The 23,749-nt window shown below is 65.4% G+C and carries 23 protein-coding genes; 12 read left to right on the top strand and 11 right to left on the bottom strand.

The genetic code is table 11. From position 1 onward, the window contains the following. Positions 1 to 471 precede the first annotated feature (471 nt). Together ACVWY0_RS10285 and ACVWY0_RS10280 are read left to right on the top strand one after the other, a co-directional pair. Positions 472 to 927 (top strand): DedA family protein, encoded by a 456-nt coding sequence (locus tag ACVWY0_RS10285; protein WP_485836611.1) that lies wholly within the window; start codon positions 472 to 474, stop codon positions 925 to 927. Positions 928 to 958: 31 nt separating this feature from the next. Then, entirely contained in the window at positions 959 to 1,762 is an 804-nt protein-coding gene (locus ACVWY0_RS10280; protein ID WP_485836610.1) for a thioesterase family protein, read from the top strand. A 49-nt stretch (positions 1,763 to 1,811) separates the two neighbouring features. On the opposite strand, the gene ACVWY0_RS10275 is transcribed toward ACVWY0_RS10280, so the two are convergent. From ACVWY0_RS10275 to ACVWY0_RS10265, 3 genes are all read right to left on the bottom strand, one after another. Next, positions 1,812 to 3,506 (bottom strand): SulP family inorganic anion transporter, encoded by a 1,695-nt coding sequence (locus ACVWY0_RS10275; RefSeq protein WP_485836603.1) that lies wholly within the window; start codon positions 3,504 to 3,506, stop codon positions 1,812 to 1,814. 22 nt (positions 3,507 to 3,528) lie between these two features. After that, entirely contained in the window at positions 3,529 to 4,233 is a 705-nt protein-coding gene (locus ACVWY0_RS10270; RefSeq protein ID WP_485836609.1) for an endonuclease/exonuclease/phosphatase family protein, read from the bottom strand. A gap of 93 nt (positions 4,234 to 4,326) precedes the next feature. Further along, a complete protein-coding gene (locus ACVWY0_RS10265) occupies positions 4,327 to 4,716 on the bottom strand; it encodes a DUF2177 family protein (RefSeq protein WP_058932322.1) in 390 nt (129 codons plus the stop codon). Positions 4,717 to 4,732: 16 nt separating this feature from the next. On the opposite strand from ACVWY0_RS10265, the gene ACVWY0_RS10260 reads away from it, so the two are divergent. Further along, positions 4,733 to 5,500: a lipoate--protein ligase family protein gene (locus ACVWY0_RS10260; protein ID WP_485836608.1), complete on the top strand. Its 768-nt coding sequence runs from the start codon at positions 4,733 to 4,735 to the stop codon at positions 5,498 to 5,500. A gap of 30 nt (positions 5,501 to 5,530) precedes the next feature. Here the strand turns inward: ACVWY0_RS10260 and ACVWY0_RS10255 are convergent, their stop codons facing one another. From ACVWY0_RS10255 to ACVWY0_RS10245, 3 genes are all read right to left on the bottom strand, one after another. Beyond that, positions 5,531 to 6,172, bottom strand: coding sequence for an MBL fold metallo-hydrolase (locus ACVWY0_RS10255; protein ID WP_485836602.1), 642 nt, complete (start codon positions 6,170 to 6,172; stop codon positions 5,531 to 5,533). Continuing rightward, positions 6,169 to 7,254, bottom strand: a complete 1,086-nt coding sequence (locus ACVWY0_RS10250) for an S-(hydroxymethyl)mycothiol dehydrogenase (protein WP_485836601.1) — start codon at positions 7,252 to 7,254, stop codon at positions 6,169 to 6,171. Before ACVWY0_RS10250 ends, ACVWY0_RS10255 begins: the two co-directional genes overlap by 4 nt. A gap of 83 nt (positions 7,255 to 7,337) precedes the next feature. Beyond that, positions 7,338 to 7,595, bottom strand: a complete 258-nt coding sequence (locus ACVWY0_RS10245; protein ID WP_056340387.1) for a mycoredoxin — start codon at positions 7,593 to 7,595, stop codon at positions 7,338 to 7,340. A gap of 147 nt (positions 7,596 to 7,742) precedes the next feature. On the opposite strand from ACVWY0_RS10245, the gene ACVWY0_RS10240 reads away from it, so the two are divergent. Beyond that, positions 7,743 to 8,474 (top strand): SOS response-associated peptidase, encoded by a 732-nt coding sequence (locus ACVWY0_RS10240; protein ID WP_485836607.1) that lies wholly within the window; start codon positions 7,743 to 7,745, stop codon positions 8,472 to 8,474. A 24-nt stretch (positions 8,475 to 8,498) separates the two neighbouring features. Here the strand turns inward: ACVWY0_RS10240 and ACVWY0_RS10235 are convergent, their stop codons facing one another. Next, complete coding sequence (locus ACVWY0_RS10235; RefSeq protein WP_485836600.1) at positions 8,499 to 8,921, bottom strand: VOC family protein; 423 nt, start codon at positions 8,919 to 8,921, stop codon at positions 8,499 to 8,501. Positions 8,922 to 8,940: 19 nt separating this feature from the next. Here ACVWY0_RS10235 and ACVWY0_RS10230 point away from each other — a divergent pair, with 19 nt between their 5' ends. Further along, positions 8,941 to 9,261, top strand: a complete 321-nt coding sequence (locus tag ACVWY0_RS10230; protein ID WP_485836599.1) for a chorismate mutase — start codon at positions 8,941 to 8,943, stop codon at positions 9,259 to 9,261. A 55-nt stretch (positions 9,262 to 9,316) separates the two neighbouring features. Here the strand turns inward: ACVWY0_RS10230 and ACVWY0_RS10225 are convergent, their stop codons facing one another. Next, entirely contained in the window at positions 9,317 to 9,706 is a 390-nt protein-coding gene (locus tag ACVWY0_RS10225; protein ID WP_056340376.1) for a hypothetical protein, read from the bottom strand. Positions 9,707 to 9,860: 154 nt separating this feature from the next. Here ACVWY0_RS10225 and ACVWY0_RS10220 point away from each other — a divergent pair, with 154 nt between their 5' ends. The 6 genes from ACVWY0_RS10220 to pdxS all read left to right on the top strand — a co-directional run bounded on the left by ACVWY0_RS10220 (position 9,861) and on the right by pdxS (position 18,093). Then, positions 9,861 to 10,196 carry a DUF6504 family protein gene (locus ACVWY0_RS10220; RefSeq protein ID WP_485836598.1) on the top strand — a complete coding sequence of 112 codons (336 nt, stop codon included), beginning with the start codon at positions 9,861 to 9,863 and terminating at the stop codon, positions 10,194 to 10,196. Next, positions 10,193 to 13,681: a DNA polymerase III subunit alpha gene (locus ACVWY0_RS10215; RefSeq protein WP_485836597.1), complete on the top strand. Its 3,489-nt coding sequence runs from the start codon at positions 10,193 to 10,195 to the stop codon at positions 13,679 to 13,681. Before ACVWY0_RS10220 ends, ACVWY0_RS10215 begins: the two co-directional genes overlap by 4 nt. A gap of 116 nt (positions 13,682 to 13,797) precedes the next feature. Beyond that, positions 13,798 to 15,807: a threonine--tRNA ligase gene (gene thrS / locus ACVWY0_RS10210; protein ID WP_485836596.1), complete on the top strand. Its 2,010-nt coding sequence runs from the start codon at positions 13,798 to 13,800 to the stop codon at positions 15,805 to 15,807. A gap of 17 nt (positions 15,808 to 15,824) precedes the next feature. After that, positions 15,825 to 16,412, top strand: a complete 588-nt coding sequence (locus ACVWY0_RS10205; protein WP_485836595.1) for an HIT family protein — start codon at positions 15,825 to 15,827, stop codon at positions 16,410 to 16,412. After that, positions 16,402 to 17,025 (top strand): phosphatidylinositol phosphate synthase, encoded by a 624-nt coding sequence (pgsA, locus tag ACVWY0_RS10200; protein WP_058932331.1) that lies wholly within the window; start codon positions 16,402 to 16,404, stop codon positions 17,023 to 17,025. Before ACVWY0_RS10205 ends, pgsA begins: the two co-directional genes overlap by 11 nt. Before the next feature lie 141 nt (positions 17,026 to 17,166). Continuing rightward, positions 17,167 to 18,093, top strand: coding sequence for a pyridoxal 5'-phosphate synthase lyase subunit PdxS (gene pdxS, locus ACVWY0_RS10195; protein ID WP_485836594.1), 927 nt, complete (start codon positions 17,167 to 17,169; stop codon positions 18,091 to 18,093). Positions 18,094 to 18,245: 152 nt separating this feature from the next. Here pdxS and ACVWY0_RS10190 read toward each other — a convergent pair whose 3' ends face one another. Then, positions 18,246 to 20,258 carry a M3 family metallopeptidase gene (locus tag ACVWY0_RS10190; protein ID WP_485836593.1) on the bottom strand — a complete coding sequence of 671 codons (2,013 nt, stop codon included), beginning with the start codon at positions 20,256 to 20,258 and terminating at the stop codon, positions 18,246 to 18,248. Between the two features lie 82 nt (positions 20,259 to 20,340). Between ACVWY0_RS10190 and ACVWY0_RS10185 the strand changes: the two genes are divergently transcribed. Continuing rightward, on the top strand, positions 20,341 to 21,612 hold the full coding sequence (locus ACVWY0_RS10185; protein WP_485836592.1) for a CapA family protein: 1,272 nt from the start codon (positions 20,341 to 20,343) through the stop codon (positions 21,610 to 21,612). A gap of 36 nt (positions 21,613 to 21,648) precedes the next feature. On the opposite strand, the gene ACVWY0_RS10180 is transcribed toward ACVWY0_RS10185, so the two are convergent. Then, positions 21,649 to 22,416 carry a type 1 glutamine amidotransferase gene (locus tag ACVWY0_RS10180; protein WP_485836591.1) on the bottom strand — a complete coding sequence of 256 codons (768 nt, stop codon included), beginning with the start codon at positions 22,414 to 22,416 and terminating at the stop codon, positions 21,649 to 21,651. After that, positions 22,413 to 23,705: a MurT ligase domain-containing protein gene (locus tag ACVWY0_RS10175; RefSeq protein ID WP_485836590.1), complete on the bottom strand. Its 1,293-nt coding sequence runs from the start codon at positions 23,703 to 23,705 to the stop codon at positions 22,413 to 22,415. The genes ACVWY0_RS10180 and ACVWY0_RS10175 overlap by 4 nt, the downstream gene beginning before the upstream one ends. Positions 23,706 to 23,749: the final 44 nt, after the last annotated feature.

The raw sequence follows: 23,749 nt of genomic DNA, 5'->3' as shown, positions 1-23,749 counted from the left end.
GCCAAACAAGGCCCCAAGAGCCAACCAACCATCCGGGCACAATCAAATGATTCTTCGATAAACGCTACGCGGGCATCTTGACATGATTCCTCGGGTAGCCCGCCCGATTAGCCCAACGATTAGCCCCGGTTAGTGGCCGAGCGTCTGCCCACGGGCTACGTCAATCTGGGCGGAATGACCCAGCGCTGACCGGCCGGCCGTTCAACTCCGCAAGCGTTCGTCATAGGCGGCGCACGCCGCCCGATCCCCCGTGCCGCACCACTCCCCTCGGCTGGCCCACTTCCCTCATCGATTCGAGGCATAGAAATAGGCACTGAGTTTCGCTACAAGATTGGCCCGGAGGAGCCGCAGCAGAGACCTTGGGATGGGAACATATCAACCTCACCGGCGACTACACCTGGCCACGCACCAATAAGATCAAGCCCGGCAAATACCGGCCGCTACAGCGCTCGGCAAAAACCTTAGCGTCGGATATTTCACTTTTTCACAAGCCACCCCTGGATCGGCCGGGGAGCGGCAGCCGGGATGGAACACACGCGGTTCGCGTCGTCCTGGAACGGCCAGCGCGCCGGCCAGGCGAAGGCGCTCGTTCGCCGGTGGGGACCGTTCGCCGTGACGCTTTCGTTCCTGACCATCGGCCTGCAGACGGCCGTCAACCTCGCCGCCGGTGCTGCGAAGATGCCGCTGCGGCGCTACCTTCCCGCCGCCGTCGCCGGTTCCATCCTCTGGGCACTGCTCTACGCCACCATCGGGTTCGCCGCGGTGGAGGCGTGGCTGGTGCTGGCTGCCGGATCGCCGTGGGGGATTGTTGTGCTGGCTGCCGCGTCGGCCAGCCTCATCGCGTGGCTGCTGGTACGACGGCGGCGCCGGTCGCGGGGGAGCGCTGCCGAGCAGGCGGAGGCAGGCACAGCAGATAAGGTGGGCTGAGCCCCACACGAAAAAAGCGAAAGGGTCAATGTTGACTGCTGCACTCCCGGAACTGGCCGACGGCGATTTCTACTACCAAGCGCTGGGCGGCGGCCGATTCCTCTCCACCATCCACGCCCAGGGGGCCTGGAACGAGCACGAGCAGCATATGGCGCCGGCTTCCGGCCTGATGGCGGACAGCCTGGAGCGCCACGAGCCACGCGACGACATGCGGATGGCCCGGCTGAGCTATGAGATCCTGGGCCTGATCCCGGGTGGCGGGTTCCAGATCGAAACCACCACCCTCCGCCCGGGCCGTACCATCGAGCTCCTGCAGGCAGAACTGGTTGCCAACGGCCGGGTGGCCATCCGCGCCACCGCATGGCGGATGATCACCAGCGACACGGCCGCGGTTGCCGCGGTCGAGGACACCGCCATCCCGGCACCGGATGAATGCAAACCGCTCGACGGCCCTGCCATCTGGCCAGGCGGCTACATCCGGTCCCTGGAGATGCGCGTGGCCGAGGGCCACCGGCCCGGCGCCGGCATCGTTTGGCTCCGCACCCAGCACCCCCTCACGGATAAAGCCGACAGCGGCGACCTGGCCCGCCTGATGGGCCTCGTTGACACGGCCAACGGCATCGCAGCCAGGGTCCCGCCGGGCAAAGACAGCTATGCCTTCCCCAACCTGGACCTGCAGATCCACATGTACCGCAGGCCCGAGGGCGAATGGCTTGGCCTGGACAACGCCGTCTCCTTCGGAACCGACGGGATTGGCCTCACGTCCACCGTCCTGCACGATGTCCAAGGTCCCTTCGGCCGCGCCGAACAGATTCTGACGCTGCGCCGGACCTGACGGCCTTTGCCCGCGACTACCGTACCGCTGTAACTACTCGACTTTGTGACTAGTCGGCGCCGGTGACGCTTTTGTAGCTGTGCACCGCATTCTCCAGAGTGGGGAAGAAATGGTCGGCAGTGAACCGTGCGCTTGCCCCGAACCGGATCAGGCGGTCCTTGATGGGTCCCTTCATTTCCGCGAAGACCATGCTGATGCCGTCCTGCGCCAGTTCATCGTCGAGCCGGATGAGCTCATCCAGCGCTGTGGTATCCAGGCCGGTGATCGGCTCCGCCGCCACGATGACCCATTTCACCGGCCAGGGTGCGGCGTCCACCAGGCCGTGGATGTGCTCGGCGAAAACGTCCCCGTTGGCAAAGAACAGCGGCGCATCGAAGCGGGCAATCACCAGCCCCTCCACCCGCCGGCCTTCGGGATGCCGGTCAAGGTCATGGAAGCCCGGAACGTCCGCCAGGCTCGCCAGCTCGGTGCGGTACGGATCCCAGGCGCGCTGGACAAAGGCCAGCAGGGACAGGCCAATGGCCACGGCAATTCCCGGCAGGACCCCTACAAAGGCGACGCCGAGGAACGTAACCACCAGGAGGAGGGCCTCTATCCGGCTCATTCTGACGAGGCGCACCAGCGTTCTCACATCAACCAGCGAGGACGCCGCCACGATCACCACGGCGGCGAGCGTGGCGGTGGGAAGGAGAGCCGTCAGCCCCGGTGCGACGACCATAAAAACGACCACGAGCAAGGCGGCCACCACACCGCTGAGCTGCGTCTTCGCCCCGGCGTCGAGCACAATCGGGGTGCGGGAGGAACTGCCGCACACCGGAAAGCCGCCCAGCACCCCCGTTGCCACGTTGGCGATGCCCAGTGCTCCCATTTCCTCGTTGCCGTTGACCCTCACTCCGCGGCGCGCGGCGAGGCTCTTGGACAAGGTGGAGGTGTCCGCAAAGGCGATCAGCGCGATGCCTGCTGCGGGGCCCACCAACGCCAGGACGTCGTCCACGCCAATTCCGCCCAGCGCAGGGGCCGGGAGTCCCTGCGGCAGGGCGCCGACCATGGGCAGCTGTCCGGCCAGGCCCAGTACGGCCACTGCGGTGATGGAGCCGGCCACCGCGAACAGGACGCTGGGCACCTTCCACGGAAGAAAGCGGCCGGCGACAATGACGGCCACGCTCCCGGCACCCACAGCCAGGGCGACGGGATTGATACCGCCGCTGAAGACCGCCCCGGCCAGGGACGTGAGGCGTTCAAAGAGGCCATCGGCGGAGACGTCGATCCCCAGCAGCCGCGGAAGCTGGCTGACGGTGACGGCCAATGCGATGCCGTTCAGGTATCCAACGCGGATCGGCCGGGACAGCAATCCGGTCACAAACCCCAGCTTGAAGATCCGGCCGGCTATCAGGAAGACGCCGATCAGGATGGCCAGCACTCCGGCCATGGCCACCGCCTGCTCCGGATCCCGCCCGGCCAGCGGAAGGATGGCGGCCGCGATCATGGGTGCCAGTGCTGAATCGGGCCCCACAATGACAACCCGGGACGGCCCGAACACGGCATAGAAGATCATGGGCACCACGGAGGCGTATAGCCCGTTCACCGCAGGAAGCCCGCTGGCCTCGGCGTACGCCATCCCTGCTGGCACCAGGGCTGCGCTCAAGGCCGCCCCGGCCACCAGCTCCGACTTCAGCCAGGACCGTTTGTAGCCACGCGCAACACCAACGCCCGGTGGCGCCTTGTTGATCCAGTCGTGCCGCACTCGGGCCTCCAAATTGGTGAAATCAGGACGCGGGGGGCTCCTGGAACGGCGTCGAGACCTGGCCATATTCGGCGGTCACCAGGATGGGCAGGTGGTCGGAGGCGCCGCGCGGCAGTGTTTCCACATTCTCGATGTTCAGTCCCAGGGACGTGGCAAAGTCGAAGTGGCCCTTGAATACTTTGTAGCGTGTATAGGTCCTGCGGTCACTGAGGGAGAGTTCGTAGCCGGTGTTCTTCATGTGTTCGTTGAGGTTCTTCGTGAAGAAGGGGTAGTTGAAGTCACCCACCATCAGAGTCATAAGACCTGTGCCCATACCCAGGAGTTCCGCGTGGGCGGCGTGGATCTGATTGCGCCGCAGCGAGTTGGTGGCGGTCAGCGGAGCGGCGTGGAACGAGGCGATAACCAGTTCGTGGTCGGTCTCGTTGTCCCGCACGCGCGTGCCGATGAGGCGCTCATGGGCGGGCGCAAGGACCATGTCGTGCAGGGACTTCTTGAGCGCGAAGGTCTTGGTGCCGTGGGCCGTGAACCGGTCAGGCCGGTAGTAAATGGCCAGCCCAAGGCGGTTGCCCTTGGTGGAGTCGGCGAGCTGCAGCGGACCCAGCGTGTCCGGCAGGTCCGAGGTGTCACACTCCTGGAGGCACAGGGCATCGACGCCGAAATTCTGGGCAAGATCAACCAGTTCCCCACTGGCCTGGTGCTTGCGGAGGTTGTAGCTAATGACGCGTATCAGTGGATTACCTCTTCTGAGGAGTAGCGGGTGGACCCAGTTCCTGAGTTTAGCCACCCGACGGGGGACGGTGCAGCAATACACCGCTGGATGTCAGGTGGCGCGGAACACCAGCCAGCCGGCGAGGGTGGACAGTCCCGTCAGGGCGGCACCCCACAGGATGTCCACAACAATGAGCTGCAGCGGCCACGTCTTGAGCGTGGCGGCATTCGTCAGGTCATACGTCGCGTAGGCAAAGGCGCCCAGGGCGGCCCCATAGCCGACGGCGGTCAGCCAGCTGCCGCCGTCGAGCGCCGGCCGCAGCGCAAAGAAGACAATCCCCGCTATGTACATGACATAGAAAGCCACGGCGTAACCTAAGTGTGGCTTGTCTGCGAGCAGGTCACCGATGTGGCTGCGGTAGAACGGGTTCATGAGCTTGAGCCAGACGGCGTCGATGACCGCGAACGCAGCCGCGACGACAAGGAATTGCAATATGACCATAAGGGAGCTTAGCAATATGCAGGACGCCGAAGCGGGACTCCGGACGCTCACTGTGGTGCGGCAGGATCATTCCCTCGGCGCCGCACGTGACCTGGAATTCGGCCTCGAACTGCTGACCCAGGCGAAGACCGGCAGGATCGGCCCCACGCTGCGGCTGTACCGGCCCGCGCCCACTGTTGCTTTCGGCCAGCGGGATACCCGCCTGCCCGGCTTCGACGCGGCCGCCCGGGCCTGCCGCGAGCACGGATTTGAACCCCTGGTGCGGAAGGCCGGCGGACGCGCCGCCGCCTACCACGAGGGCACGCTGGTGGTGGACCACGTGATGCCCCATGCGGACGCCATTGCCGGTTCCAAGGGCCGGTTCAGCTTCTTTGGTGAGCTGCTGGCGCAGTCCCTGCGGGACGTCGGTGTGCAGGCAGCGGTTGGCGAAATTCCGGGGGAGTACTGCCCCGGGGAGTTCAGCGTTCACGGCACCCACCCGGCCGACCCGGCGCACCGGATCAAACTCGTGGGCACAGCGCAGCGCGTGGTGAGCGGCGGGTGGCTGTTCAGTTCCGTGATCGTGGTGGAAAATTCCGCCCCCATCCGCAGCGTCCTGACGGACAGCTATGCAGCCCTGGGCCTGGATTGGGACCCGGCCACCGCCGGCGCGGCCAACGATCTGCTGCCTGGCCTCACGGTCCAGGATGTTGAGGACGCCGTTATTGCCGCGTACGCGGGCCACGCCTCCCTCCAGCATGCCGACTTCAGCAGCTATACAGGTTTGGATACTCGGGAGGCGTAGCCCGCGCTTGCCGGGCCGCCCGGGGCCCCTTTAGTGGCCCCGGGCGATCCATTCGTCCAGGTGCGGGGCCTCGGCTCCGATGGTGGTGCTGTCGCCGTGGCCGGTCCGGACCACCGTTTCGACCGGGAGCGGCAGCAGCCACGTCCGGATCGACTCGATGATGGCGGGGAAGTCGCTGTAGGACCTGCCCGTGGCGCCGGGGCCACCCTGGAACAGGGTGTCGCCGCTGAAGAGCGAGCCCTCGCCGTCGGGCCCGTCAGCCAGGTGGAAGGACACCGAGCCGGGCGAGTGCCCCGGCGTGTGCAGGGCTGTCAGGCTGGTGCCCGCCACCTCAATGACGTCGCCGTGCTTGATGGCGACATCGGGTTCCACGTCCGGGTAGACGCTGTGCCACAGCATCCAGTCGTCCCGGTGGAGGTGGATCGGGGCCTGGACGAGGTCCCAGAAGTCACCTACTGAACGGATGTGGTCGTCGTGGCCGTGGGTCAGCAGGATCGCCTTGAGCTTCCGGCCACCCACGGCGGCGGCAACGGCCTTGGCGTCGTGCGCGGGGTCGATCACCACGCATTCCTCATCGTTGCCCACGATCCAGACGTTGTTGTCCACATCCCAGGTGCCGCCGTCGAGCGAGAATGTCCCGGACGTGACGAGCCGCTCGATCCGGAGGCTCACAGTTCCACCACCGAACGCAGCACAGAACCGGAGTGCATCTTCTCAAACGCTTCCTCCACCTGGTCAATGGTGATCCGCTCGGTCACGAAGGCATCCAGATCCAGCTTGCCCTGCTTGTAGAGGCTGATCAGCATGGGGAAGTCCCGGGACGGCAGGCAGTCACCGTACCAGGAGGACTTCAGCGAGCCGCCGCGGCCGAAGACGTCCAGCAGGGGCAGCTCCAGGGTCATCTCCGGCGTCGGGACGCCCACCAGCACCACGGTGCCGGCGAGGTCGCGCGCGTAGAACGCCTGCTTGTACGTTTCGGGGCGCCCGACGGCGTCAATCACCACGTCGGCGCCGAAGCCGCCGGTGAGTTCCCGGATTTTCCCCACAGGGTCCGTCGCGGAGGAGTCCACGGTGTGGGTGGCGCCGAGGCCCTTGGCACGGTCCAGCTTTTTCGCGTCGATGTCGACGGCGATGATGGTGGTTGCGCCGGCGAGCGCGGCGCCGGCGATGGCGGCCACGCCCACACCGCCGCAGCCGATGACGGCGACCGTATCACCGCGCTTGACGCCCCCGGTGTTGATGGCGGCGCCCAGTCCGGCCATGACGCCGCAGCCGAGCAGGCCGATGGCGGCAGCATCGGCGTCGGGATCGACCTTGGTGCACTGACCGGCGGCCACGAGGGTCTTTTCGATGAACGCGCCGATGCCCAGGGCGGCGGACAGTTCGGTGCCGTCCTCAAGCGTCATCTTCTGGGTGGCGTTGAGGGTGTTGAAGCAGTACTGTGCCTGGCCGCGGTTGCACGCGCGGCAGTTGCCGCAGACGGCCCGCCAGTTGAGCACCACGCGGTCGCCCGGGGCGACGTCCGTGACGTCCGGGCCCACGGCGCTGACCACTCCGGTGGCCTCGTGGCCCAGGAGGAACGGGAAGTCATCGCTGATGCCGCCCAGTTTGTAGTGCAGGTCGGTGTGGCAGACGCCGCTGGTGATGATGTCCACCAGGGCCTCGCCCGGGCCCGGTTCCGGGAGCAGGATGGTCTCCAGAGTGACCGGGGCCCCTTTGGAGCGGGCTACGACACCTTTGACTTTATGGACCACGAAAGGCTCCCTCAATGCAGATAGACAGAACGGGACCAACACGGATGTTGGTCCCGTTCTGTCTACCACACGAGCTGCCGTGGTCAGGCTGCGAGGCGGCTCTTTACCTCGGCAGCGGAGGGGTTGGTGGCGGCGGTGCCGTCCGGGAAGAGCACGGTGGGGACGGTGCGGTTGCCGCCGTTGAGCTTCTCCACGAGGTCGGCTGTGCCCTCCACCTCTTCGATGTTGATTTCCGTGTAGCCGATGCCCTGCGCGTCCAGCTGCTTCTTGAGCCGGTTGCAGTAGCCGCACCAGGTGGTGGAAAACATGGTGATGGTGCCGTTCTCGGGGGTAAAGTCCACGGAGCTCTCCTGAAATCGTTGAGGGGGTTCGTTCCCGTCAACGGTAACCCGCGGCGGGCTATTCCCTGAGCCGGCCCGGCAGATGCGGTGCCGGATGACAGTACATAACGCTGATGGCATGCTGGAGCCATGTGTGGACGCTATGTGATGGCACGGGCCGTGGGTGACTTGCTGGCCGACTTTGACGCCCAGCTGGAGGAGGACGTGCATCTTCCCCCGTCATGGAACGTGGCGCCCACCGACGACGTGCCGATCGTCCTGGAACGGCTGATCGACGACGGCCCCGTGCGGCAGCTGCATGTTGCCCGCTGGGGCCTGGTGCCGTCCTGGGCGAAGGATCCTGGTATCGGCCCCAAGATGATCAACGCGCGGAGCGAGACTGTGCTGGAGAAGCCGGCCTTCCGCAAGGCCGTGAAGTCACGTCGCTGCGCTGTCCCGGCGGACGGGTACTACGAATGGAAGCAGGGCACCGGCAAAGCCAAGCAGCCCTACTACGTCCATCCAGGCAAAGGCAGCGGGCTGGTGTTCGCGGGCCTGTATGAGTGGTGGAAGGATCCGTCCAAGGCCGAGGGCGATCCCGGACGGTGGATGCTCTCCACATCCATCCTGACGGCAGATACGCCGCCGCCCGGTGCCGAGTCCACAATTTTCGGCAAGCTCACCGCCCTGCACGACCGCGTGCCGCTGCCCATGGACCGGGCCACGATGGCGTCGTGGCTTGATCCGCAGATCGATGACGCCGCCTTCCTCGTGGACCTGGTCCGGGCCCACGTGAAGGAAGTCGCGGCCGACTGGCATGTGGATTCGGTCGGCACAGAGGTGGGCAACGTACGCAACAACTCCCCGGAACTGATCCGGCCGGTGGAAGCCTTGTTCTAAACCGGCACTCGGGGCGACATGCCCCTAAACGGTGACCTTGCCGGCGTCGTCCACTGTCCACGTGGGGTTGTAGGCAACTTCCCAGCGGAAGCCGTCCGGATCGGCGAAATAGCCGCTGTACCCGCCCCAGGGCTGGGTGACCGGCGCGGCGACGATAGTGGCCCCGGCCGATGCCGCTTCCGCCATGACCCGGTCCACCGCCTCGGTGCTGGGCAGGTTGTGGCTGAGCGTGATGCAGGGGACCGGGCCGGGGACACTTACCCCCGCCTCGGCGTGCATCTGCGCGGCGTCCCACAGGGAAAGGATGAGGCCGTGGTTGACCTGGATGAACACCACATCACCGGGAAACTCGCGGTGGACAGGCCAGCCGAGGCCCTCCGCGTAGAACCGGCGGGAGGCGTCAACACTGTGAACGCCTAGTGAGATGAAGTCGACTCTGGGCTGCATGCTTCGATACTGTCAGAAGATGGCAACAATTCAAGGAAACGATAGGGACGCTTTGGCCGACAAAGAACAGCTCGCTGCGGTTCGGATTGCGGTAGACGAAGTTGACGAGCAGATTGTCACCCTCATTGCGCGGCGTGAACGCCTGATCCGGATCGCCGGAACCCTGAAGGGGGACGACGCTGAAGTCCGCGCCCCCGGCCGGGTGGAACGGGTGATCGAGCATGTCCGGGTCGCCGCGGAAAAGAAGGACATTGATCCGGACATTGTGGAATCAACTTACCGGGCCATGATCTCGGGGTTCATCAAACTCGAAATGAAGGTCCACAGAGAAAGCAGCTGACGCTGCCGCAGGTGCTGTCCGGACACGGTTCCGGCAGCACCTGCCCCGGTGTTCCCTAGAGCGCTTCGTCGACGGCGACGCCCGACTGGAACTCCCGGCCGTCAGCCTCGCTGAAGGCCGACATAATGTGGCCCTTGCCCAGGCCATGGACGGCCGCGACGGGGAAGTTGCCGGTGATGGTGCTGCCCGAGTGCGTCACGCCGCCAAGATCATAGTTTTCCTCGGCGCTCTGGTCATGACTGAACGAGTAGAAGGCAATGGCCTCCCCGTTCATGAACTCAATGCCCAAGCGTCTTTGCGATGAGTAATCAGGGCTCGCCGCCACCAGTCCCACTACGTACGCACCTGCCCCCGGTATGTTGCCGTCGATATCAAAGGTTGCCACGAGCTTTTCGTCCTGGGCCTTGATGCTTACGTGCTTGAGGAGTGCGTCATTGGTGCTCATGCCACAATCCTGCCTCCCTGCTGCCCGTCCGTCCACCCCTGTCTAGGTTTTGTCGGAGCGTCGTCGTAGACTCAAGGTATTCGAACATGTATTCGAATACCTTGCTTTTGCATCAGCATTTTGCATCAGCTCCGTTCAGTTCCGGGAGGCGCCCATGGGTATGTTCAGCGAGTCCGTGGACGTCGTCTGCACCCCCGCCGGCCAGCCGCTGAACCTCCAGTGGGCCGGACGGCACTACACGGTGTGCGCCGAGCCTGTCCGGTGGTATGAACGCCGGCAGTGGTGGGCCGAGGAACGCCGTGCGCCGCTCGGCAGCGGGCCGGGGCTGGTGGACCACGAAATCTGGCGCGTCCAAGTGCGGGAGGACCCGCGGAGTGCCGGCCCCCGGGATGCAGGAGAGCCGCTCACCCTGGACCTGAGCAGGCATGTCGGCAGCGGCCGCTGGAGGTTCCTGCGGATCCACGACGCCCTCCGGCCCCAAACAGCATGAGCTTCTCCCACCTTCACGTTTCCACGGCCTTCAGCGCACACTATGGCGTGGCCTGGCCCGACGAACTGGCCCAGGTTGCCGCCGCGGACGGCGCAACCGCGCTCGCCTGCACGGACCGGGACGGCCTCTACGGCACCATCAAACACCTCAAAGCCTGCATGGAAGCCGGCATCGACCCCATCGTAGGAGTGGACCTTGCGGTTTTCGACGACGACGGCGACCACCGCACCCAGCTCGCCGGCAGGGTGGTGGTGCTCGCCCGCGGACACAACAACGGGGCGGGCTACCGCGCACTGTGCCGGCTGGTGTCCGATGCCCATGCCCGCACCTCCGGCAAAGCCGGGGGAGCGGTGCCCGTGGCGGTCACCCGCGCCGAACTCGCCTCCCGCACGCTCGACCCCAAAACCCTGAAACCGGTCCTGACAGTCCTGATCGGCCCGGATTCCGACGTCGGACGGGCCATGAGCGGCCGGCGCTACCTTCGTCCGCGCACTCTTTTCAAAAGCTGGCTGGACGCCATGCCCCCAAGAACCCTGGTGGCGGAAGTCGTTTCCCAGCTCACTGCCCCCGGGGCACCCCTGAGCACCGCCCACGCAGTACGAATGCTCAAACTCGCGGAAGAACACCACGTACCGGCCGTGCTCACCAATGCGGTCCGCTACTGCGCAGAGGACGGGGCCGCCACAGCTGACGTGCTCGACTCCGCCCGGACGCTGAAGTCCCTCCCCGAACTCGCGGCCGAACCGCTGCTCCAGCCCAACGGGCAGGCCTGGTTCAAATCATCAGCGCAGATGCTTCAGCTCGGCAAGGAAATCATCCGCGCCGCAGGGTATGGCGCAGCGGACCTCAAACAGCTGATGGCGCAGACCGAGGCGCTCGCCGACTTCTGCCGGATTGACCCGGTGACTGACATGGGCTGGAAGCAGCCGGTGGTCCCCGAGGCATCGGTCATTGGCATCAGCCAGGACCCGCACGATGAACTGGTGCAGCGCTGTGAGGCCGGGATCAGCAGGCGGTTCCCCGGAATATCAGGCTCAGCCCACAAGGACATGCGCTCGCGGCTGGAGCACGAGCTGGGAATCATCAGAAACCTCGGGTTTTCCTCCTATTTCCTCACGGTCGCGGAGGTCTCCCGGATGATCATGGACATGGGGGTCAGGGCAGCCGCCCGCGGTTCCGGGGCCTCCAGCCTGGTCAACTACCTGATTGATGTCAGCCAGGTGGACCCCCTGCAACACGACCTGATTTTCGAACGCTTCCTGTCCCGGGACCGGGCCACGTTGCCGGATATCGACATCGACGTCGAAAGCGCCGAACGGCACAACGTGTACCGGCGGATCTTTGACCGCTTCGGTTCCGAGCGCGTCACGCTGATGAGCATGCAGAACGGGTACCGCGCCCGCGGTGCCGTCCGCGACGCCGGGATGGCCCTGGGGATGGACGATGACGACGTCGGTGAGATCGCCAGGCAGCTGTGGCGTTTTTCGGCCCGGAAATTCCGTGAGGCACTGGTTGAGAAACCTGAGTTGCGGGAGTTCGCTGGCCGGGTGGAACAACGGGACTTCGCCGAAAACCAGCAGCTAGACCTGCTGGTGGACCTCACGGAACGGCTGGACCGGCTGCCCCGCCATATCTCCATGCATCCCTGCGGGGTGATCCTGGGCGATGCCACGCTGCTTGACCGGACCCCTGTGCAGCCCAGCGGACTGGGGCTGCCCATGAGCCAGTTCGATAAACACGACATGGATCCCATGGGCATGCTCAAGCTTGATGTCCTGGGGGTCAGGATGCAGAGCGCGATGGCGTTTGCCGTCCGGGAAGTCATCCGGATCCATCCTTCCAAAGCGGAAGTGGTGGCGGCAGGGGCCCACCCTGCAGGTCCTGACGGGACCGGGCCGGACTACATCGCCGAGAACGGCCACATCGACCTCAACGCCGTGCCGCTGGATGATGAACCAACCTACGAACTGATCCGCAGCACCCACACCCTGGGCTGCTTCCAGATCGAGTCACCCGGCCAGCGTGAACTGATCGGCAAGCTGGCGCCGCGTGAGTTCAATGACCTCATCATCGACATTTCGCTGTTCCGGCCCGGCCCTATGAAATCGGACATGGTGCGGCCTTTCCTGGAGCACCGGCACGGCTTCGCACCGGAGGTCTACCCGCACCCCGACCTGAAACCCGTGCTGCAGGAAACCCATGGCGTCACTGTCTTCCATGAACAGATCCTGAAAACCTTCCACGTAATGACCGGCTGCGGCCTGGCGCGCGCAGATGAGTTCCGCCGGGCGCTCGGCAACCAGGTCCACGAGCTGAAAGTGGAAGAGTTCTTCCGCAAGGAGGCCCGGGTTAAGGGGTACTCCCCGGAAGTGGTGGACAAGGTCTGGGGGACCCTGAAAGCCTTTGGCAGTTTCGGCTTCTGCAAGGCGCACGGTGCGGCATTTGCCGTTCCCACCTACCAGTCCGCGTGGCTCAAGACGCACCACCCCGAGGCTTTCCTGGCCGGGCTGTGGGAACACGATCCCGGCATGTACCCCAAACGGCTGCTGGTTGCCGAGGCCCGCAGGCTGGGCATCCCCATCCTGCCGCTGGACATCAACCGCAGCCAGGCCGAGTACCGGGTGGAACGGGTGACGGACGGGCCGGACGCCGGCAAGCTGGGGATCAGGCTGAGCCTTAACGGAATCTATGGCCTGTCCGGGACCGAGCTCAAGCGGATTGTCGCCGGCCAGCCCTACGACTCCCTGGCTGACCTTCGTGCCCGGTCCAGGCTGAGCAAGCCAAGCATCAAAAGGCTCGCCCAGCTGGGTGCCTTTGACTCCCTGCACCGTGAATCGGGAGGCGCCGCCAACCGCGCAGACCTCGTCCAGCACCTGCAACAGCTCCAGGCCGCGGGCGGTACCCGGAAGGGCATCGACATCATGGACGGGCAGCTGTCCCTGCCGCTGGGGGATGTAGAGCTGCGGAACGTCAAGCCCGGGCTTCCCGCGCCCACCCTGGTGGAAAACGTCCGGGCAGAACTGGACCTGATGGCCATAGATGTCAGCGGGCACCTGATGGACAGCCACCGGCCCATGCTGGACCGGCTGGGGGTCACCACTGCAGACAAACTGTTGAGCCTTCGCAACAACACCGAGGTGCTGGTGGCCGGGGTGCGCATCGCCACCCAGACACCGCCCATGCGCGGCGGCCGGCGGGTGGTTTTCATCAGCATCGACGACGGCACCGGCTGCGTCGATTCCGTGTTCTTCCATGAAGCCCAGGAACAGGCGGGGCTGCTGCTGTTCGGAACCAGGCTGCTGCTGATCCGGGGCACCACCCGTCGGACAGGTCCCCGGGGAATCAGCCTGAGCGCCAGCATGGCCTGGGACCTGAGCCGGGTGGAATCCTTGCCGTTCGCGGCGGATCGGGTGGAGAGCACCGATGTGCCGCATCCTTTGGACGGGATCAGCCGAAGCCTGGCGATTACCGGAATGGGCGGCTGAGCGGCCGCGGGTCCCGTTGGTCGGCCTCCCGGGAAACCGATAGCATTGACGATGGCTGGCTGTGGTCCCCGTACGCCGCAAGCTATGAAGCCTAAAACTTTGAATAGGAGACACCCGTGTCAGATGCCCAGCAGATCACCCTCATCGTCGATGGCGAAGAGACCAAGGTGACTACCGGGACAACCGGTGCGGAACTCTTCTTTGAGCGCCGCGATGTTGTTGTTGCCCGCGTCAACGGCGAGCTGAAGGACCTGGACCAGGAGCTACCCGAGGGCGCCGAGATCGAGGGCGTCACCATCGATTCCCCGGACGGCCTGGACGTCCTCCGCCACTCCACCGCCCACGTCATGGCCCAGGCCGTGCAGCAGCTGCGCCCGGACGCCAAGCTGGGCATCGGCCCGTACATCACCGACGGCTTCTACTTCGACTTCGACGTCGCAGAACCGTTCACCCCCGAGGACCTCAAGACCCTCGAGAAGATGATGCTCAAGATCGTCAACCAGAACCAGAAATTCGTCCGCCGCCTGGTCAGCGAGGACGAGGCCCGCGAGGCCATGAAGAACGAGCCCTACAAGCTCGAACTCCTGGGCAAGAAGAACAACGCCGCCGAAGCCGGCGAGGGCGTCAACGTCGAGGTCGGCGCCGGCGACATCACCATCTACAACAATGTCGAGCGCAAAGAGGGCACCACGGTCTGGTGCGACCTCTGCCGCGGCCCGCACCTGCCCAACACCAAGCTCATCTCCAACGCCTTCGCCCTGACCCGGTCCTCCTCCGCGTACTGGCTGGGCAACCAGAAGAACCAGCAGCTGCAGCGCATCTACGGCACCGCCTGGCCCACCAAGGACGCGCTCAAGGCCTACCAGGAGCGCATCGCCGAGGCTGAGCGGCGCGACCACCGCAAGCTCGGCGTCGAACTTGACCTGTTCTCCTTCCCTGACGAGCTGGGCTCCGGCCTGCCCGTGTTCCACCCAAAGGGCGGCATTATCCGCAAGGAGATGGAGGACTACTCCCGCCAGCGCCACGTCGACGCCGGCTACGAGTTCGTCTACACGCCCCACATCACCAAGGGCCACCTGTACGAAGTCTCGGGCCACCTGGACTGGTACAAGGAAGGCATGTTCCCGGCCATGCACGTGGACGCGGAACTCAACGAGGACGGCACCGTGCGCAAGCCCGGCCAGGACTACTACCTGAAGCCGATGAACTGCCCCATGCACAACCTGATCTTCCGCTCGCGCGGACGGTCCTACCGGGAACTTCCCCTGCGTCTCTTCGAATTCGGCTCGGTCTACCGGTACGAAAAGTCCGGCGTTGTACACGGTCTGACCAGGGTCCGTGGCATGACACAGGACGACGCCCACATCTACTGCACCCGCGAGCAGATGAAGGACGAACTCACCAAGACCCTGACGTTCGTGCTCGACCTGCTGAAGGACTACGGCCTGAACGACTTCTACCTGGAGCTGTCCACCAAGGACCCGGAGAAGTACGTCGGCGAAGACGCAGCCTGGGAAGAAGCCACCCGGACACTCGCCGAAGTGGCTGAGGAATCCGGCCTGGAACTCGTCGCGGATCCGGGCGGCGCGGCCTTCTACGGCCCGAAGATCTCCGTCCAGACCAAGGATGCACTCGGGCGAACCTGGCAGATGTCCACCATCCAGCTGGACTTCAACCTCCCGGAACGCTTCGAGCTGGAATTCCAGGCAGCCGACGGCACGCGCCAGCGTCCTGTGATGATCCACCGTGCGCTCTTCGGTTCCATCGAGCGGTTCATGGGTGTGCTCACCGAGCACTACGCCGGCGCGTTCCCCGCGTGGCTTTCCCCCGTGCAGGTGGTGGGCATCCCGGTGGCCGAAACTTTCAACGAATACATGTTCGACGTCGTTGACCAGCTCAAGGCGGCGGGCATCCGCGCCGAGGTGGACACGTCCTCGGACAGGTTCCCCAAGAAGATCCGCACCGCCAGCAAGGACAAGATCCCGTTTGTCCTGATCGCCGGCGGCGACGACGCCGAGGCGGGCGCGGTGTCCTTCCGCTTCCGTGACGGGAGCCAGGACAACGGCGTGCCGGTGGCCGAGGCCGTCAAGCGGATCACGGAAGCCGTCCGTAACCGGACCAGCTAGCGGAAACGGACAACACGGTGCAGGAGAACACAGGCGCAGGCTATCCAGGGGATGCCGGCGTGACAGATGACTTTGAGCTCGCGGGCGTGCCGGATGCTTTCCAGCGCCTGTGGACTCCGCACCGGATGGCCTACATCAAGGGCGGCCAGCACCAGTTCAAGAACGAGAACGACTGTCCCTTCTGCATGGGTCCGGGCCGGACTGACGAGGAAGCCCTGATCGTCTACCGGGGGAAGACCTGCTACGTGGTCCTCAACCTGTTTCCCTACAATCCGGGGCACCTCCTGGTCTGCCCGTACCGGCATGTCCCGGACTACACGGACCTCACGGTGGAGGAGACCGCGGAATTTGCGGAGATCACCCAGACGGCCATGCGGGTCCTGCGCAAGGTGGCGAACCCGGGCGGGTTCAACCTCGGCATGAACCAGGGCGTAGTGGGCGGGGCAGGAATCGCCGCGCACCTGCACCAGCACATCGTGCCGCGCTGGGGCGGGGACGGCAACTTCTTCCCCATCATTGCCCAGACCAAGGCCATCACGCAGACCCTGGATGAAGTCCGCCAGCAGGTTGCAGAGGCCTGGCCCGGGGAGACGGATGCTGAATAGGCATGCGCGCGGGTTTTTCACCGCGCTTTTCACTCCGCTTGCGCGTTGGCTCCTGAAAATCGGTGTTTCCCCTGATGCTGTGACGGTCATCGGAACCGCCGGCGTGGTGGTGGGTGCGTTGGTCTTCTACCCCCTCGGCCAGCTCTGGTGGGGGACCCTGTTCATTACCGCGTTCATTTTCTCGGACGTGCTTGACGGCATTATGGCCCGGCTGCGGGACACCGGCGGCCGCTGGGGAAACTTCCTGGACTCCACCCTGGACAGGATCGCCGACGGCGCGCTGTTCGCGGGTGTGGCCATCTGGTTCTTCACCGGGGGCGACGATTACGCCATCGCCGTCGCCGCCATGCTGTGCCTCGTTTTGGGCATGGTGGTCTCGTATGCGCGGTCCAAGGCCGAATCCCTTGGCTTCACGGCGAATGTGGGCATCGCCGAGCGCGCCGAGAGACTGGTTTCGGTGCTGGTGGTCACCGGATTTACCGGCCTGGGATTGCCCCCGGTGGTTCTTCTGGTGACGCTTGGACTCCTGGCCCTGGCCAGCCTCATCACGATCATCCAGCGCGTAGCCACCGTCCATCGCCAGGCCTTTGCGGAGTCCGCGGCTTCGGATTAAGCCTGATTAAGCCCGCCGCCTGCCGTGGGACTAGTATTGTGACTGCCCGGTCAATGGATCCGGCAACCCGGTGCGTGTACTTTCGGTTTCTTGCCGCCCTCACGCCCGGCGAAGATCATCTATCTACCCATAGGGGTTTTTGTGTCTACACCTGATGTAAGCAGCGAAGCCGGTTCGTCCGCGAACAGCGTCACGGGCAGCAACCGCGTCAAGCGCGGCATGGCTGAGATGCTCAAGGGCGGCGTCATCATGGACGTCGTCAACGTTGAACAGGCCCGCATCGCCGAAGACGCCGGTGCCGTTGCAGTGATGGCGCTGGAACGCGTTCCGGCTGATATCCGTGCCCAGGGCGGCGTGTCCCGCATGTCGGACCCGGACATGATCGACAAGATCATCGCAGCCGTGTCCGTTCCGGTCATGGCCAAGGCCCGGATCGGCCACTTCGTGGAGGCCCAGGTCCTGCAGTCGTTGGGCGTGGACTACATTGACGAGTCCGAGGTCCTGACCCCGGCCGACTACGTCCACCACATCGACAAGTGGAACTTCAAGGTTCCCTTCGTCTGTGGCGCCACGAACCTTGGTGAGGCGCTGCGCCGCATCAACGAAGGCGCGGCCATGATCCGTTCCAAGGGTGAGGCCGGCACCGGCGACGTCTCCAACGCCACCGGCCACATGCGCCAGATCCGTGCCGAGATCGCCAAGCTTGCCGCCCTGCCCGAGGACGAGCTCTACGTCGCGGCCAAGGAACTGCAGGCCCCGTACGAACTGGTCAAGGAAGTTGCCGCGGCCGGCAAGCTCCCCGTGGTGCTGTTCACCGCGGGCGGCATCGCCACCCCGGCCGACGCTGCGATGATGATGCAGCTCGGCGCCGACGGCGTGTTCGTCGGTTCCGGCATCTTCAAGTCCGGCAACCCGGCCCAGCGCGCCGCTGCCGTGGTCAAGGCCACCACGTTCTTCGATGACCCCGACGTCATCGCCAAGGCCTCCCGCGGCCTCGGCGAAGCCATGGTGGGCATCAACGTCGCTGACATCCCGCAGCCGCACCGCCTCGCCGAGCGCGGCTGGTAACAGCTTTAAAGTAGTACGACGGCGGCGGGTCACCTTTTCGAAGGTGGCCCGCCGCCGTCGTCGGTGGTTGAGCCTGTCGAGACCCCATCGGTTGCTCCGTAACGGCCCTTATGAGGCCTCAAAACGGCCGTTACGGAGCAATCGATGAGGGGTTATTCCAGTCCGCGGCGTTTCAGCAGGGGCTCCAGCCGGGCGTCGCGGCCGCGGAGCGCGCGGAAGGATTCCAGCGGGTCCCTGCTGTTGCCGCGGGAGAGCAGCTCCTGGCGGAAGCGTTCGCCGTTGTCGCGTGTTAGGCCGCCGTTCTCGGTGAACCAGTCCACGGTTTCGGCATCCAGCACCTCACTCCAGATGTACGAGTAATAGCCGGCCGCATAGCCAGCCCCCGCGAAGATGTGCTGGAAATAGCCGGTGCGGTAACGCGGCGGGATCAGGGCATGAGCCACGCCCGCGGCCGCGAGGGACTTCGCCTCAAACGCCAGGACGTCGTCGGGGATTTCGGTTTCGTCCAGCACATGCCAGGCCAGGTCCAGCAGCGCAGCACCGAGGTATTCCGTGGTCCCGAAGCCTTCGCCCCAGAGCCGCGAGTCGTTCAGCTTGTCCACCACCTGCTGCGGAAGCGGTTCGCCGGTGGCGTGGTGCCGGGCATAATTGGCAAGCACCTCCGGCCACGGGATCCACATCTCGTTGACCTGCGACGGGTATTCCACAAAGTCAAGGGGGACAGCAGTCCCGGCGAACCGCGGATACGTCACGTTCGACAACAAGCCGTGGAGTGCGTGTCCGAACTCGTGGAAAGTGGTGCGTAGCTCGTCCAGCGTCAGGAGTGTGGGCTCGCCCGCCGGCGGCTTGGAGATGTTGAGGTTGTTGATCACCACGGGCCGGGTGCCCAGCAGGCCCGACTGGTCCACCAGCGAGTTCATCCAGGCGCCGCCCCGCTTGGATTCGCGGGTGTAGTAGTCGCCGAGGAACAATCCCAGTCCGCTGCCGTCCTGGTCCCGGACTTCCCAGACGCGGACGTCCGGGTGGTAGCCTGCGAGGTCCTTGCGTTCGTGGAACGTGATGCCGAAGAGGGATGTGGCGGCGAAGAAGACGCCTTCCCGGAGCACGCGTTCCAGCTCGAAATAGGGGCGGAGTGCCTGCTCGTCCACGGCGTACTTTTCCCGCCGCACCTTGGCTGAGTAAAACGCCCAGTCCCAGGCCTCCAGCGGATGCCCTGCCGCCTCGGTCAGGGCCGCAGCCTCGGCGTCGGCATTGCGCACAGCCGCCGGGGCCAGCCTGGTCAGCATGGACTGGACCGCGTCAAAGTCGCGGGCCGTCTGGCGGTCCACCACGAGTTCGGCATAGTTGGCGAAACCCAGAAGGGCTGCCTTTTCAGCGCGCAGGCGTGCCGTCGACCTGGCCAGTTCCAGGACGTCCAGGCCGCCGCCGTCACTGCCCCGGCTGATGGAAGCTTCAAACAGCCGACGGCGGACGTCCCGGTTTTCGAGGGCAGCCAGGGCAGGCTGGTTGCTGGGCTGGATCAGCGTCAGCAGGAATTTTCCGTCGTGGCCAACGGCGCGGGCCGCCTCAGCGGCGCTGGCGACATCGTCTGCCGGCAAGCCGGCCAGTTCGGCTGCTGTGTCCAGCAGCAAGGCAGACGATTTCATGGCCTCCTTGACCCGCTGGCCAAACTCCGTGCCCAGTTTGGACAGTTCCGCGTTGATTTCCTTCAGCCGTTCCTGGCCCGGCTTTTCGAGCTGGATCCCGGACTGGCGGAATTCCTTCACGTATTCCTCCACGAGCCGGACGGACTCACCGTCATGCCCGGAGGTGTCAATCGCCGCGAACCTGTCGAACAGTGCCCGGTTGAGGTAGATCTCGTCCTGATGCGCCGAAATGCGGGGTGAGAGTTCGGTTTCCAGGTCACGGATTTCGTCTGTGGCGTCGGCTGAGGCAAGGGTGAAGAAGGAGTCGGCCGCCCGCTGGAGCAGTTGGCCGGACTTCCCCATGGCCAGGGCCGTGTTCTCGAAGTCCGCCGGCGCCGGGTTGTCCACGATCGCCTGGATTTCCACGAGATGTTCCGTCAGGCCAGCGTCGATGGCATCGGCGTAATCGGATGGTTTGATCCGGGCAAAAGGGGGCAGCCCATAGGGCAGGGCGCTGGCGCTGAGGAGGGGATTCGTCATCACGCTAACCTTTCATACTGGCGCTTGCTTCTCAACGCGCGGCTTTGCCGAATTTGCGCGACGGCCAGACCTACAATGACGCATGGGGAAAAGGTTGGGCGCTGCTTCGGTGCGCGCTGGTGCTGTTCGTTCCGCTGCTGCGGTGTCCGCCGGCGTCCTGGCCGCTGCCCTGCTGGCAGGATGCGGCCTGGTCGCCGAACAGGCCCCTCCGTCCTCCGGTGCAGCCGCGACTACCGGCGCCGGGACAAGGCAGCCAAGCCCGACGGCGACCCCCACCCCGACGCCCGCTCCCACCCCCGGCGCGGGGCCGGCCTGCCCCACGCTGCGGTGCACGTCCGTCGTCGTGACCGGCGACATGCTGGTCCACACCCAACTCTGGCAACAGGCCCGCGACGATGCCGCCGCAGCAGGCAAACCAGGGCTGGACTTCACCCCGCTCCTCGAAGGCCAACGAAAGTACATCCACGCCAGCGACCTCGCTATCTGCCACCAGGAAACGCCCGTGGCCGGGCCCGATGGCCCGTTCTCTGCGTACCCGTCATTCAACGTCCCGCCGCAGATCATCAAAGCCGCTAAGGCGGTGGGGTACCAGGCCTGCACCACCGCGAGCAACCACACGATCGACCGAAGCACGGACGGAGTACTGCGTACCCTGGACGCCCTGGATGCGGCGGGGCTGAAGCACACCGGTTCCTACCGCACCGAGACCGAGTCGCAGGGAATCCTGATCCTGCAGACCAACGCCGCCAAGATTGCCATCATCCAGGGAACCTACGGGCTCAACGGCCAATACCCTGAATACGACTGGCAGGTGGACATGCTGGACGCGCCCACCATGATCGCCAAGGCCGTGAAGGCACGGGCGCTCGGCGCGGACATCGTGCTCGGTGCCATGCACGCCGGCGACGAGTATGCCAGTGAAGCCAACGCCCAGCAGCAGGAGGTGGCTCACGCCCTGGTGGACAGCGGCCAGTTCACCATGATCTACGGCCACCACACCCACTCGGTGCTGCCCATCGAAAACTACAAGGGAACCTGGATCGTCTACGGCCTGGGCAACGGAGTCACCGAACTGTCGCCCTGGTACGTAGTGAACAACGAGGGCCTGCTGGTGCGGGCACAGTTCAGCCAGGACGCAGCCGGGAAGTGGACGGCGTCGGACCTGGCCTGGGCCCCCTCGGTGATTGTCCGCGATCCGTACCGCTGGTGCTCGGTGGCAACCGATGCACCGCAGGGCGTCTGTGCGACTCCCGAGGCCGACGCCGCTACCAGGGTGAGGACCGCCACGGTGGTGGACTCGATGGGCGCGGCTGCTGCCGGCGCGCACGAACTGCTGATCACCAAGGATCCCTGAGACAGTTCGACGGGGAAATCGTCCGCGCAGCGCTACTCAGCGCGGACGGCGCGTTGCGTGCTCCCGGGCCAGCACCGCGTACCGGTCGTCCGGGGCGCCGGCCGTGAAGGTGCCGTATTTACGCTCGGCGGCGGTCCTGATGAGGAAGTCGGCGATGGCAGGGTTCTTGGGCAGCAGCGAACCGTGCAGGTAGCTGGCCACCACATTCTTGTAGCGTGCGCCCTCGTGACCGTCGCTGCTGTTGTTGCCGGTACCTTTCGCGGTGGTCCCCAACGGCCGGACGCCCGCACCCAGCGTGGTCTGCCCGCTGTGGTTCTCGTATCCCAGCACCTCGCCGAACTCTTCGGTGGCCACCCTAACGTTGCCGATCAGGCGCTCGTCCGTGCCGTGTGTCTCCACGTCCAGGACACCGATGCCCGGTATGACCGAGCCTAAACGGGTCTTGAAGAAGCGCCCGAACAGCTGGTACAGCCCGCAGATCACCAGCATCGGCACGCCGTCCTCGGCCAGCTTCGTGAGGACGCCGGCCTGCGACTGGAGGTCGTCCTTGATGACCAGCTGTCCGCTGTCCTGGCCGCCACCCCCGACAATCAGGTCCACATCGGCGGGAAATTCGTCGCCGACGTTGTACTCCAACAGCTCCGGGGTGTAGCCGTGCCAGCTGATCCGCTGCTTGAGCACCAGGGCGTTGCCCCAGTCGCCGTAGATGTTCATGTCCCGCGGGTAGAGCTGCAGGACCCGGATGGTTCCCTTGGAATTCTGTTCGACGCCGTCCGGCCCGATGCCGGTTGATTCAGCGGTCATGAGACCACCTCCACTGTGGTGATTTTGGACAGCTCGCGGCGGATGGCCAGCATGGCTGTGTAGGTGCAGAAGATCCGCTTCGGTTTGCCCTTGGCGTCCCGGATGAACGCGGCGAGTGCGGGCGCGATCTCCGGCTGGACCCCGCCGATCCGGACGTCGTCATACTGCAGCCGCAGCGCCATGTCGTAGGCGCGGGAACCTGTCAGCTGGTCCACGCCGCCGTCGCGGAGCGAATCGAATTCCACGTCCCAGAGCCAGGACATGTCCCGGCCGTCGGCGTAGTTGTCGTTGATGGCGATCATGGTGGCGTAACCGCCCGCGGGGAAGGACTTCAGTCCCAGCCGGAAACCGCTGGGGTTCTTCACCAGGACCAGGTCCAGGGGCTGGCCGTCCACCGTGAGGCTTTCGCCGCGGCCGAACGCCGGCTCCACCTGTGACAGCGCGGTGAGCAGGGTGGCGTGGTCGGCGGTGGCGGCACCGCCGCCACAGATGCTGCGGGCCAGGGTCAGCGCCGCAGCCGCGTTAAAGATGTTGTAGACGCCGCGGAGCTTCATCGCGGTGGTGACCGTGGCGCCGTCGTACTCAAAATCGGCGGTGTCCGGCCCCACTTTGCGGAGTACGACGTCGGCCGCTGGCTTGTGGGGGAGCGCTGCGGGGGCGGGGCTGCCGGGCGCTGCCCGCATGTCGTCGTCGTTGGGGAAGGTGCTCAGGAGCGAATCGTCCAGGCCGAAGTACTGGACGTCCTGGCCGGTGAGGGTTTCCGCGATGCGGGCCACCCGCGGATCCTCCCGGTTAAGGACTACTGTTCCGGTGGTTTTGTCGGCGATGTGCTGCAGCAGCTGGGCCGTTTTGTCGATTTCGCCGAACCGGTCCAATTGGTCACGCAGGACGTTGAGCAGGAGGCTGTACCGCGGCGGAACACGGTTCACAAAATGCGTGGCGTGGGCTTCGTCGAGCTCCAGCACGGCGACGTCGGCCCTGAGCCTGCCGAGCCAGTCCACTTCGCCCAGCAGGGCGGCCGCCACGCCGCGGGTGAAATTGCTGCCGGTGCGGTTGGTGAAGACCTTCAGGCCCTGGCTTTCCAGGAGTTCCACCACCATCTTGGTGGTGGTGGTTTTGCCGTTGGTTCCGCTCACCACGGCGACGCCGTGGGGGAGCGTGGAGAGCGTCCGCTGCATAAAGCCGGGATCGATTTTTTCGACCACCAGCCCGGGCAGCGCGGACCCTCCGCCCCTGAGCCGGGACACCCGGCGGACCAGCTTGCCGAGCGGAACACTGATGTAAAGCATGCTCTGTAATATATCCCAGCAACGGCATAGAACCCTTCCCGGAA

The sequence above is a fragment of the Arthrobacter sp. UYNi723 genome, assembly GCF_054057635.1.
This window is presented reverse-complemented; position numbering and strand designations above follow the sequence as displayed.